At 68.4% G+C, this 11,974-nt stretch carries 9 protein-coding genes and 1 pseudogene; 9 read left to right on the top strand and 1 reads right to left on the bottom strand.

Going from position 1 to position 11,974, the window contains the following annotated elements; translation table 11 throughout:
* Nucleotides 1-281 (top strand): annotated as a pseudogene (locus tag E3C22_RS24240) (succinate--CoA ligase subunit alpha); the annotation flags it as partial.
* A gap of 326 nt (nucleotides 282-607) precedes the next feature.
* On the top strand, nucleotides 608-1,348 hold the full coding sequence (locus E3C22_RS24235) for a GntR family transcriptional regulator (protein WP_134764469.1): 741 nt from the start codon (nucleotides 608-610) through the stop codon (nucleotides 1,346-1,348).
* 15 nt (nucleotides 1,349-1,363) lie between these two features.
* On the opposite strand, the gene E3C22_RS24230 is transcribed toward E3C22_RS24235, so the two are convergent.
* On the bottom strand, nucleotides 1,364-2,362 hold the full coding sequence (locus E3C22_RS24230; RefSeq protein WP_134764468.1) for a LysR family transcriptional regulator: 999 nt from the start codon (nucleotides 2,360-2,362) through the stop codon (nucleotides 1,364-1,366).
* 89 nt (nucleotides 2,363-2,451) lie between these two features.
* Here E3C22_RS24230 and E3C22_RS24225 point away from each other — a divergent pair, with 89 nt between their 5' ends.
* The 7 genes from E3C22_RS24225 (at nucleotide 2,452) to E3C22_RS24195 (ending at nucleotide 11,549) form a co-directional block, all read left to right on the top strand.
* Nucleotides 2,452-3,804 (top strand): aromatic ring-hydroxylating oxygenase subunit alpha, encoded by a 1,353-nt coding sequence (locus E3C22_RS24225; protein ID WP_134764467.1) that lies wholly within the window; start codon nucleotides 2,452-2,454, stop codon nucleotides 3,802-3,804.
* Entirely contained in the window at nucleotides 3,801-5,069 is a 1,269-nt protein-coding gene (locus E3C22_RS24220) for a cystathionine gamma-synthase family protein (RefSeq protein ID WP_134764466.1), read from the top strand. Before E3C22_RS24225 ends, E3C22_RS24220 begins: the two co-directional genes overlap by 4 nt.
* Nucleotides 5,070-6,686 carry an FAD-dependent oxidoreductase gene (locus E3C22_RS24215; RefSeq protein ID WP_134764465.1) on the top strand — a complete coding sequence of 539 codons (1,617 nt, stop codon included), beginning with the start codon at nucleotides 5,070-5,072 and terminating at the stop codon, nucleotides 6,684-6,686.
* Nucleotides 6,687-6,741: 55 nt separating this feature from the next.
* Nucleotides 6,742-7,911, top strand: a complete 1,170-nt coding sequence (locus tag E3C22_RS24210) for an NAD(P)/FAD-dependent oxidoreductase (RefSeq protein ID WP_134764464.1) — start codon at nucleotides 6,742-6,744, stop codon at nucleotides 7,909-7,911.
* Between the two features lie 318 nt (nucleotides 7,912-8,229).
* Nucleotides 8,230-9,378, top strand: a complete 1,149-nt coding sequence (locus E3C22_RS24205; RefSeq protein ID WP_134764463.1) for an NAD(P)/FAD-dependent oxidoreductase — start codon at nucleotides 8,230-8,232, stop codon at nucleotides 9,376-9,378.
* Nucleotides 9,379-9,635: 257 nt separating this feature from the next.
* Nucleotides 9,636-10,631, top strand: a complete 996-nt coding sequence (locus tag E3C22_RS24200; RefSeq protein ID WP_134764462.1) for a fatty acid desaturase — start codon at nucleotides 9,636-9,638, stop codon at nucleotides 10,629-10,631.
* A 108-nt stretch (nucleotides 10,632-10,739) separates the two neighbouring features.
* The gene (locus E3C22_RS24195; RefSeq protein WP_134764461.1) at nucleotides 10,740-11,549 is read left to right on the top strand and encodes a phosphate/phosphite/phosphonate ABC transporter substrate-binding protein; all 810 of its coding nucleotides are present in this window, start codon (nucleotides 10,740-10,742) and stop codon (nucleotides 11,547-11,549) included.
* Nucleotides 11,550-11,974: the final 425 nt, after the last annotated feature.

Genomic DNA, 11,974 nt, shown 5'->3' with positions numbered 1-11,974 from the left:
GCGGCTCGGCGGAAGAAGACGCCGCGCAGTTTCTGAAGGACGAGGCGAAAAAGGGCCGCAAGAAGCCGATGGTCGGCTTCATCGCCGGGCGCACCGCGCCGAAGGGCCGCACCATGGGCCATGCCGGGGCGGTGGTCTCCGGCGGCAAGGGCGGCGCCGAGGACAAGATCGCGGCGATGGAAGCGGCCGGCATCACCGTCTCGCCGTCGCCGGCCCGCCTCGGCACGACACTGTCGGACGTGCTGAAGGGCGGCGGCGAGCGCCTGCGCCGCAGCGCCTGACGGGCGGGGCGTAAGAGGCTGGGGACAGCCGTTTCGGCGGCTGCCCGAACCGCCCGCTCTCATCACGCCCGGAGGCTGCTCCCGGCGAGGGCGGCCGGGGCGGGCATTGATTCGCATTTTCCTCCGGCGGCGCCTCTGACACGCCGGCCGCCGGCGCCGATATTCCGTATCCTGACGGTCTGATCGCGCGAAGTGACAAAAGATTCAGGATTTTCCGTGCCATCGTGGCCGTTCCGGCGTTGTCAATCCGCGTCCGGCAGACGCATATATCCTTGCATGCCAACCAGCCGGCCCTCGGGCCACGCAAACAGGGATTCAGTGGCACGATGGCAAAATCGCGAGCCGTTTGGCCGGTCGCCGACGAAATGACCCCGGATCTCGTCCTGGAGAAGTTCGCCCCCGAGCGGACCTTCAAGGTGCGGGTCTATGCGGCGCTGAAGCACGCCATCGCCAATATGGATATCTACGCCAATCCCGAGGACACCTGGCTCGACGAGCGCCAGCTGGCCGAGCGCCTCGGCGTCAGCCGCACGCCGATCCGCGAGGCGATCGCGATGCTCGAACAGCAGGACTTCGTCAAATCCGTGCCGCGGCGCGGCATCGTCGTCCTGAAGAAGACCAAGCGCGAGGTCATCGAGATGATCCAGGCCTGGGCGGCGCTGGAAAGCATGGCCGTCCGGCTGATCGCCCTCAACGCCACCGACGAGGATATCGCGGCGCTGCGCAAGCTGTTCGACGAATTCACCGAGGCGCACCGGCCGGCCGACTATCTCAGCGAATATTCCCGGGCGAACATCCGCTTCCACCAGGCGATCATCAGCCTCTCGGGCAGCAAGGTGCTGGAGGAGATGACCGAGGACATCCTCCTGCATGTGCGCGGCATCCGCCAGATGACCATCGGGCTCGACGACCGGGCGATGCGCTCGATCAAGGACCACAAGGCGATCATCGACGCCCTGGAGCGGCACGATGCCGACCTCGCCGAGAAGCTCTCGCGCGACCACACGCTGGGGCTCGCCGCCTATGTCGACGAGCACGGCGAGGAAATCTTCCCCGACCGCGACTGACCCCGGCCCGCGCCTTCAGCCGGAGGCGTTGGCATGGCCTCGGGCGAAGCGCTGGATCACCCATGAGCGGAACAGCGCGATCGCCGGATCCGACATGTCGTCGGGATGCACCGTCAGATAATAGCCGAAGCCGCTCTGGCAGGTCGCCTCGAAGGGGGTGACGAGCCTTCCGTCGGCAAGCTCGCGGGCAAACATCTCGACGTCGAGAAGGATGACGCCGTTGCCGGTCATCGCCCATTCGACGGTGAGGGCTTCGGAATCCAGCGTCAGCCCGCGCTCGGCCGGAATGTCGAGATCGAAATGCCGGGCGAAGGCCGACCACAACACGCCGAAAGGTTCGCCTTCGAGGCGGGTGTGCAGCAATTCGTTGCTGCGCAGGAAGGTCTGCAGGTCCATGCCCGAGCAGCGCTCGGCGATTTCCGGCGCACAGGCCGGCGTCTGGCTGATCAGCCACAACGGGTCGCGCACCACGTCGTCGAGCTTCGGCCGGTCGAAGACGACGGCGATGTCGCAGGCCGCCGCCCGCGGCAGGCCGACGCCGTTGGTCGAGAAGAGGTCGATCGAGACGTCCGGAAAGGCGAGGCGGAACTCGCGGAGCAGCGACATGCCCACCACCTGCAGGAAGGTCGGCGGCATGTGGACGCGGAGCATGCGCTGGGAGACGCCGGCCTTGCGGCGCAGCGCCTGCATGGTGGATTCCAGCCCGTCGAAGGAGCGGGTGACGACCGGGAGGAGGGCAGCGCCGGCGGGGGTGAGGACGAGCCCCTGCGAGCGGCGTTCGAGGAGCTTGCAGCCGAGCAGTTCCTCGAGCCGGCTGACATGGCGGCTGAGGGCGCTCTGCGAGATGTGCAGCGAGGCCGCCGCGCCGGTGAAGCTCAGCCGCCGCGCCACCGCCTCGAAGGCCCGCAGCGCATTCAGCGGCAGCCACAGCCGCGCCGCATCCGGCGGCTCGCCGTTCTGAAACTTCGGCCTGGTTCCGGTCTCGTCGACCGCATCGGATGCACGCAGCGGCATCGTTTGCCTCAATTCGATAACGCGATGCAAAAAGGATATTTGCCCGCGGAAATCGCCGCTGCCAAGCTCCTGCCCATAAAGGAGACACCATGCGCGACCTGTCCATGATTGCGGCAGAATTTGCCCGGCGCAAGCCGGGTCATTCGCTGCCCCAGGCTCTCTACAACAGCCCTGACGTCTTCGAATTCGACCTTCGGGCGATCTATGGCGAGAGCTGGATCCTCGCCGGCTTCGCCTGCGAGATCCCCAAGCCGCGCGGCTATCTGGCACTGACCATCGGTCGCTCGCCGGTGGTGGTGACCCGCGACCGCGACGGATCGCTCAACGCCTTCCACAATTCCTGCCGGCATCGCGGCGCCCAGGTTTGCGCCGACGGTGCGGGCGGCAAGGCGCGGCTCACCTGCCCCTACCACCAGTGGGTCTACGGCCTCGACGGCAAGCTCGTCCACGCCGCCAACATGCAGCCGAGCTTCGATCCGGGCGAGCATGGCCTGAAGAAGATCCATGTCGAGGAGGTCGCCGGGGCGATCTTCGTCTCGATGGCGAAGACGCCGCCGCCCTTCGACGAGTTCCGTGCCGAGCTCGAACCGCTTCTGGCGCCGCACCGGCTGAACGAGGCCAAGCTCGCCCACCAGAACACGCTTGTCGAAAAGGGCAACTGGAAACTGGTGATGGAGAATGCCCGCGAGTGCTACCACTGCGCCGTCGGCCATCCCGAACTCGCCATGACCTTCCCGATCAACGAGGCGCGGGGCGGGCACTTCGCCAAGGACGGCGATCCGCGCCACGTCGCCTTCGATGCCAAGCTCGCGGCGGCGGGCCTTGCCAAGGGGCCTTTCATTGGCCCGTGGTGGCAGGTGGAGCGGTTCCCGCTGCGGGACGGGCAGGTGTCGCTGACCATGGACGGCCAGCCGGCGGTAAAGAAGCTGATGATCGCCGGCGACAATGCCGATGTCGGCTCGCTGCGCTGGGCGATCGAGCCGCATTCCTTCTGCCATTCGACCGCGGATACGACGGTGTATTTCAGCGCCATGCCCGTCGCGCCGGGCGAGACGATCGTCACCTGCAAGTGGCTGGTCCATCAGGACGCGGTCGAGGGCGTCGACTACGACGTCGAGCGGCTGACGGAGCTGTGGAACGTCACCAACATCCAGGACCGCGACCTCGTCGAGATGAACCAGCGCGGGGTGAATTCCCTCGGCTATACGCCGGGGCCCTATTGCGAGGACAACGAATCCTACCTCGCCCGCTTCGTCGACTGGTATTGCGACACGGCGCAGGACTTTATCGCGGCTGGGACCGGCATCGACCACCGGCCGGCCGCGCGCCGCGACGCGGCGCTGGCTGCCGACCATCCGGTGCCCCATGGGACGGCGCAGCTTTCGCCGGCTGCCATGCCGTCTCAGCTGGAAGCCGCAGCCGCCTGGACGGACGCACCGTGACCCGCACACCGACACAAGGGCCCGAGAGCGAGCTGCATCCCGATACGCTGGCCGTCGGCTTCGGCTACGACCCCGAAGGCGCCTATGGCGCGGTGAAGCCGCCGATCGTCCTCTCCTCGGCCTTCGCCTATCCCTCTGCCCAGGCGGCGAAGGACGTCCACCGGGCCTATTTCGACGGTCCGGCGCCGGAGCGCGACGCGCCCTTCATCTATGCCCGGCTCGACCATCCGAACCTGAAGCTCCTGCAGGCACGGCTCGCCGTCCTCGACGGCGCCGAGGATGCGGCAGCCTTCGCCTCGGGCATGGCGGCGATCTCGGCGACGATGCTGGCGCATCTGAAACCCGGCCAGTCGATGCTGCACACGACGCCGCTCTATGGCGGCACCCACGGCTTGCTCTACGGGCCGATCAGCGGGCTCGGCATCAAGCCGGTGCCGATCGTCGACGGCCTCAGCGAGGCGAGTGTCGCCAAGGCGGCCGAAACGGCGCTCGAACACGGGCCGATCGCGCTGATCCACGTCGAATCGCCGGCCAATCCGACTGCCGGCATCGCCGATATCGCGATGATCGCGCGGTTTGCCGACGCGCTGACGAAGCGCCAGGAGATCCGGCCGGTGATCTCGGTCGACAACACCTTTCTCGGCTCGCTGCTGCAGAAGCCCCTGGAGCACGGCGCCGACCTCTGCATCACCTCGCTCACCAAATATGCCGGCGGCCATTCGGATCTTCTCGGCGGCGCCCTGACCGGCTCGCTGGAACGGGTCGGGCCGGTGCGGATGCTGCGCACGCTGCTCGGCACGCATATGGACCCGTTCACCTCCTGGCTGCTCTTGCGCTCGCTGGAGACCTTTCCGCTGCGCAACGCCCGGGCCAACGCCAATGCGGTGGCGATCGCTGCCTTCCTGCGGGATCATCCGAAGGTCGAGGGCGTCACCTATCTCGGCTTCCTCGCGGAAGGCTCGCCGGCAAGGGCCGTCTATGAGCGCCAGTGCGGCGGTGCCGGCTCGACCTTCTCCTTCAGGATCAAGGGCGGCGAGCGAGAAGCCTTCGCCATGCTCGACCGCTTGAAGGTGTTCCGCATGGCGGTCAGCCTCGGCGGCACCGAGAGCCTGATCTGCCATTCCGCTACCACCACCCACTATCTCGTCCCGCCGGACATCCGCCGGGAGGTCGGCGTCGACGATTCCTCCTTGCGCATCTCCGTCGGCATCGAGCATCCTGACGATCTGATCGCCGATCTCGATCAGGCGCTGAAGGCATTCTGAATGAGCCAAGTGACACTGCCGCCGCCCGACCGCGCGTCGATCGCCGGGAAATTCCTTCCGCCGCAAGAGCATGTGCCGCTCATCGTCGTCGGCGCCGGCACTGCCGGCTGCGCCGCGGCGATCGAGGCGGCGAAGGCCGGCGTTTCGGTCATGCTGGTCGACGAGAATCCGGTCTCGGCCGGGCTCGTGGGGATGAACGTGCCGCTGTATTTCGGCGGCCGCGCGACAAATGCCGTGCAGACGCCCGAGCGGCTGGTCGAACGGGTGCTCGAGGCAAATCCGGCGCTTGCCGAGGCCTTCGAGCTCGGCGTCGACGTGCGCCTCTCGACGAGCGTCTGGGGCGCCTGGGTGAAAGGTCCGGGGCTCAACCACCTCGGGGCCGGCCTTGCCGGGCTCGCCGACGAGGAGAAGAGCTGGATGGTCGGTTTCGACCGGCTGATCGTCGCGGCCGGCGCCCGCGATCTCAACTTCACCTTTGCCGGTTCGGACCAGCCGGGCGTGATGGGCGCGCAAGGGTTCCATACGCTGCTCGCCGGCTATGACGCCTTTGCCGGCCGGCGGCTGGCGATCGTCGGATCGGGCGATCTGGCGCTTCAAACCGCCGAGACGGCGCTTGCCGCCGGGCTGGACGTCGCGGCGCTGGTCGAGGTGCGGGACGCGCCGCAGGGACCGGCCAACCGCGTGGCAGCGCTGGCGGAAAAGGGCGTTGCGATCGTTACCGGCCATGTGCCGCTCGAGGCCAGGGGCAATGCCGAGGGCGTCGCCGGCCTCGTTGTCGTCGACCGCGGCGATGCCGACCGGCGGCAGGAGATCGCTTGCGATACCGTGGTGATGGCGGTCGGCGCCGTGCCGGTGATCGAGCTTCTCGATGTGCTCGGGGCAAGGCGCGAGATGGCGCCGGGCCGTGGCGGCCATGTGCCGATGTCGGACGAAGGCGGCGCGACGTCGCTCGAAGCGGTCTTCGTCGCCGGCGACTGCGCCCGGCTCGGGCAGGACGCCGCAGCGTCCGGCAGGCGGGCCGCACGGGCGGCGCTCGCTTCCCTCGGCAAGGCGAGCAGCGTGCCGGCGGCAGCAAGGGATGCGTCCGGACCTGCGGAAACGAACGGCCAGCCGGAGGGCGACGGGCTCGCCTACCAGCTCGACTGGGCCCGCGCGATGCTCGCCACCGGCGGCGAGGAGGTGCTCGCCTGCATCTGCGAGGACGTCACCAGAGGCGATCTCCTGGGGGTGAAACCGCCGCGCTATCTGGGCTGGCGCTCCAACGCCATCGCCCGCCGGGACCTCGTCACGCTCGCCGGCGACGGGCCGGTCAACCAGGACCAGATCAAGCGGCTGACGCGGGCCTGCATGGGCCCCTGCCAGGCGCGGCGATGCCGCGAGCAGGTGGCGCTGATGATGGCGATCGGCGCCGGCGAGCCGGCGGAGAGCGTGCCGCTTGCCGGCTACCGGGCGCCGGTGCGCCCGCTGCCCTTGTCGGTGCTGGCCGACTGGCAGGAGAGCGCCGAGATGGACGAGGGCTGGAACGTCTGGTTCGGCATCGCCACCCAGTGGATCGGCTATGAGGACATCGGCACGACGCGCGAGGCCGAGCAGCTTGCCGCCGGCATGCCCTATTGAGGCGGGCCAGGATGTTTTCCGGAGTTCTTTCGGCCAGAGGCCCTGAGGAGAGACGATGAGCGAAAAAGGCACATCGGTGGTGATCGTCGGCGGCGGCGTCACCGGGCTTTCCGCCGCCTGGTGGCTGGCGCGCTCCGGCGTCGAGGTCACCGTCGTCGAGAAGGGCATCGTCGGCTTCGAGGCGTCGGGGCGCAACGGCGGCGGCTGCACCCACTATCAGAGCCCGCTGTTCCATGAGGAGCAGCGGCTTTGGCCTGAGATGGACGAGCTGCTCGGCTATCCGACGGAATATCAGCGCGGCCGCATCATTTTCCAGGTCGATCCGCGCAAGGAGCGGTTCCACGAGGGGCTCTCGCTGCGCCTTCCCAAGGGCTACGACTGGGAGGTGCTCATCCCCGATGACGTGCGTGCCCTGGTGCCGCTCGCCGGCGACAACGTCGTCTCCGGCGTGCGCTTTCATTTCGGCGGCCACGCCAATCCGCAGCGCACGGCCCAGGCCTATGCCTGGGCGGCGCAGGATCTCGGCGTGAAGATCCTCCAGCACACCGCGGTGCGCGGCATTACGGCTGCGGGCGGCAGGGTCACCGGCATCGAGACGGCGGGCGGGACGATCGGCTGCGACGCGCTGGTGGTCGCTGCCGGCCCGCAGACCGGCAAGCTTATGGCGATGCTCGGCATCGACCTGCCGATGGCGCCGGCGCGGGCGGAGATGATCGTCACCGAGCCGCTGCCGATGATGCCGTTCACCGGGGTCGACGGCAACGGCCTCTATGGCCGCCAGACCCTGCGCGGCAATCTCGCCTATGGCGGCGGCCCGCATGAATGGTTCGACGACGTCGGGCTGGAGGACGCGCCGCCGAAGCCGTCCGGCTCGGTCACCCGCAGCCTCGCCAGACGGGTCGCCGAGCTGCTGCCGAAGGCGGCCCATGCGCGGGTCATCCGCTCCTGGGCGGGGGTCGTGGAAAACACGCCGGACGGCCGGCCGGTGATCGAGCGGCTGAGCGCGCCGGACAACGTCACCGTCGCGACGATGTCGAGCGTCGGCTTCGGCCTGTCGCCGGCCTCGGGCCATGCCATCCGCGACCTGGTGATCGACGGGGCGTGTTCGTTCGCCGATCTTTCCAAGCTGTCGCTGAAGCGCTTCGACGGCTTGCGGGGAGACTGGCGGGTGCATCTCAACTGGCTGCCGCCGGAGCCGGTGGGCGCGGTGGCGGCGGGTGCGTAGTCGTCACCGACGGTGAGGCATCGCACCCCCCTCTGCCTGCCGGCATCTTTCCCGCAAGGAGGGAGATCGAAGGCGATCGACGGCCGAACTCCCCCCCGAGCCCTCATCCTGAGGCGCGAGCCCGGCGGAGCCGGGGGAGCCTCGAAGGGCGAGGGCGGCGGTGCAAAGTAGCGGCCGGAAAAATGCAACATGGTTCATGGCGCCCCCTCGTCCTTCGAGGCTCGCCATCTCCCTTCGACAAGCTCAGGGCTCAGGCTCGCACCTCAGGATGAGGGGGCTTCGCCAGCGTTCAATCCTTCTTCAGAAAGCATCCCAACCATGACGACCTCCCGTGGCCATGTCATCGTCGTCGGCGCCGGCATTGCCGGCCTCTCCACCGCCTGGGCGCTGACGCGCCGGGGTTTCAGGGTCTCGGTGTTCGAGCAGGGGGCGATCCCCAATCCGCGGGCGTCGTCCTATGACGAGCACCGGATCACCCGCCATGCCTACGGCACGCTGGAGGGCTACGCCTATCTGATGCCGCGGGCCTTCGCGCTCTATGAGACGATGTTCCGCGACATCGGTGCCCGGCACTTCCTGCCCGGCAGCGTCGTCTATTTCCTGCGCGACGCCGTCGACTGGTACGAGCCGGTGTCGCGGACGATGACGGCGCTCGGCAAGAGCTTCTTCGACATTCCGCTCGCCGAGATCCCCGACCGTTTCCCGATGGTCGAGACGCAGGACCTGACCCGCGTGGTCGAGACCACCGAGGGCGGCATGCTGTTTCCGATCCGCATCCTCACCGACCTCACGGTCTGGCTCGGCAATAACGGGGTGACGTTCCACTCCGACGCCCGGGTGAGCGATATCGACCCCGAGGCGGGCACGCTCGTCGCCAATGGCGAGACCCACCGCGCCGACAGGATCGTGATCGCCGCCGGAGCCTGGGTGAACAAGCTGACGCCGCTGGTCGAGGAGACCGTCGTCGCCTCGCGCCAGGCGGTGTTCTATCTCAGCCCGCCGGCGGAATATGTCGAGGCATGGAAGACCGTCCCGGTGATGATCGATCTCGGCACCGAGAGCGGCACCTATTCGCTGCCGCCGAAGAACGGCACGAGGCTGAAGATCGGCGACCACGTCTTCACCCGAGCGGGCGACGCCGACGGCGACCGCATCGCCACCGAGGCCGATCTCGCCCGGCTGAACCGCGCGGCGCGACTCGCCTACAAGGACTTCGGCCGCTACCAGGTGATCGAGAAGAAGATCTGCTTCTACACCACCACCCGCGACGACAGCGAGGAATTCCAGGTGAAGCCCTGGGCCGGCAAGGCCTGGGTGGTCAGCGCCTGTTCCGGCCACGGCTTCAAGCTCGGCCCGCTGATCGGCGACAGCGTCGCCGCGGCGATCGGCGGCGAGCGCTCGGACGCAGAGACGATGCGGCTGACGGCGGGCAGGATGACGCCGGAAGAGGCGGCCGCCCTCGGCTGAGGCGCGGGCAGGGCGACAAAGCTGGCGGCATTTCCGGAGGCCGTCGCCGACCGATCGCCCTTCCGCACCACGTCACCATTGGCGGGTCTGGTTCGGATCGCCGACGATCAATGATCGAGACGATGTCGCAACTTTGTTGGCAAAATCCGCATTCGTCGAGAAAAATCACCAACTGCGCGGGATGCGGGACAACTCTCATCACGGCTTGGTGAACTCCAGAATTGTCAGCCGGCTGCGTTTGCCCGAATCCTGTGCGTATGAGTCCAACGCCTCGAATCACGGCAGAACCCTTCCGCAGGCCCCAGGCCATCGAATGGCCGACGCTGATCCTCGCCGCCGCCATCTATGGCGGCTGGGGGCTGCTCACCTACTTTCACGCGGCGATTCCGCTGCTCGCCCTGATCCCGGCGGCGGCCTGGACGATCGCCTGGCACGGCTCGCTGCAGCACGAGATCATCCACGGCCATCCGACCCGCTGGCGGGCGCTCAACCGGGCGCTCGGCTTCGTGCCGCTGTCGCTCTGGGTGCCATTTGCGCGCTACCGGATGCTGCATCTGTCCCATCACCGGGACGAGCGGCTGACCGACCCGCTGGACGATCCGGAATCCTACTACTGGACCGATGCCGACTGGGCGCGGCTGAGCCCGATCGGACGTGGCCTCGTCGAGGCGCAGACCTGCCTCGCCGGCCGGCTGGTGATCGGCCCGGCCTGGTCGATCGCGCGGTTCCTCACCACCGAACTCCGCGCGATCCGGGCGGGCGACCGCGTCGTCAGGGCGATCTGGCTGCGCCACCTTCTCGGCGTCGCGGCGATCCTCGCCTGGCTCTCGCTCGTCTGCGGATTCTCACCGCTCGCCTATCTGCTGATCTTCGTCTATCCGGGCACGGCGCTGCAGCTGGTCCGCTCCTTCGCCGAGCACAAGGCCGAAGGCGCGGTGGAAAAGCGCACGGCGGTGGTGGAGGGCTCGCCGGTCCTCGGGCTGCTCTTCCTCAACAACAATCTCCATGCCGCCCATCACGCCCATCCGACTCTGCCGTGGTACCGGCTGCCGGCCTGGTATCGCGCCAATCGCGCGGCACTGCTGGAAGACAATGGCGGCCTGCGCTACGAGGGCTATGGCGACGTCTTCCGGCGCTTTCTGCTCGCCCCGCACGACCGGCCGGCGCATCCGCTCGGCCGCGCGCCGGAGCGCGGCTGGCAGGGATCGGGTGGGGCGGAGGAGATCGGCGAGACCGGTTTCGCCCATTCCTAGGGCGCTGCGCGCTCACCGGAACATGGGAAGGACGCGCCAACCGGCGGAATCAGCGCATCGCGCTTTCCGAAAACCAGTCCAGTTTCGGGCCGAGGCCGGAAGGGCGCCATGAGCCGCATCGCCAGCATCGCCATGTATGACATGCCGTGGGTCCGGCGGGCGAACGACGCCCTTTGGGCGGGCGTCGCGGCGCGGCTGCGGGCGGCGGGCATGGCCGGCGTGCCCGAGACCCTCGACCGGTCGCGGCCGCTGGCCGAGATCTGGCGCGACCCGGCGCTGCTCCTCGCCCAGACCTGCGGCTATCCGCTGATGACCGCGCTTGAAGGTGTGGTTCGGCCGGTGGCCGCGCCGGTCTATCGTTGGCCGGGCTGCGAGGGCGCGACGCACCGCAGCGTCATCGTCGTCGCCGAAGCCTCGTCCGTCCGGGCGCTGGCGGATCTTCGCGGCGGGCGCGCGGCGGTCAACGGCTTCGATTCCAATTCCGGCATGAATCTCTTTCGCCAAGCGCTAACGCCGCTCGAAAAAGACGGGCGGTTCTTCCGCGAGGTGACCGTCACCGGCAGCCACCTCGCCAGCCTCGACCGTGTCGCGAAGGGCGAAGCGGATGTCGCGGCGATCGACTGCGTCACCTTCGGCCTTGCGGCGCGGCATCGGCCGGAGCTGGTGGCCGGCGTGCGGGTGATCGGCGAGACGGCGACAAGCCCGTCGCTGCCCTTCGTGACAAGAGCGGGCGCCTCGGATGAGGAGATCGCGGTCCTGCGCGAGGCGCTGAGCGAGGCCATCGCCGATCCGGCGCTCGGCGAGGCGGTGGCGGCGCTGGGGCTGACAAGCGTCGAGCCGGTGAGGCTGGAGGACTACCGCGTGGTGCTGGGCTACGAGCAGGAGGCGGTGGAGGCAGGGTATCCGGTTTTGCGGTGAGGTCGCGGCGGGTCGAAGGACGGGCATCTCTCCCGCAAGGGGGAGATCGGCAACGTCACGGTTGGCTCGTCGTTGACAAGATCGATGCTCGCGGCTGTCGCGGTGATGGCGGTGCCGAGGCACCCCCCTCTGCCCTGCCGGGCATCTCCCCCTCAAGGGGGGAGATCGGCGGCTTCGCGGTCGCTCCCGTACCTGGAACGCTCAAGCGTTTGCCTGGCATGAAGGCAGTCGTCAGGTGAGGGGAGCAGTTTGCCGAGGTTGAAACACTTGGCGGAGCGGCCCCCGCAAGCGTGATCTCCCCCCCTTGAGGGCAGGTCTATCGCATATGGCGAATGAGATCGAAGAAGAAGCTTTCGTCCCATCCGGCCTTGAGGAGTTTTCGTCGCATGGGGGTCTTGTCGGGATGCAGTCTGGCGACGTTGAGG

The organism is Jiella endophytica, assembly GCF_004519335.1.
In the GTDB taxonomy this organism is placed as follows: domain Bacteria; phylum Pseudomonadota; class Alphaproteobacteria; order Rhizobiales; family Rhizobiaceae; genus Jiella; species Jiella endophytica.
The sequence above is the reverse complement of the archived record's forward strand: the minus strand, read 5'-3'. Positions and strand labels throughout refer to the sequence as shown.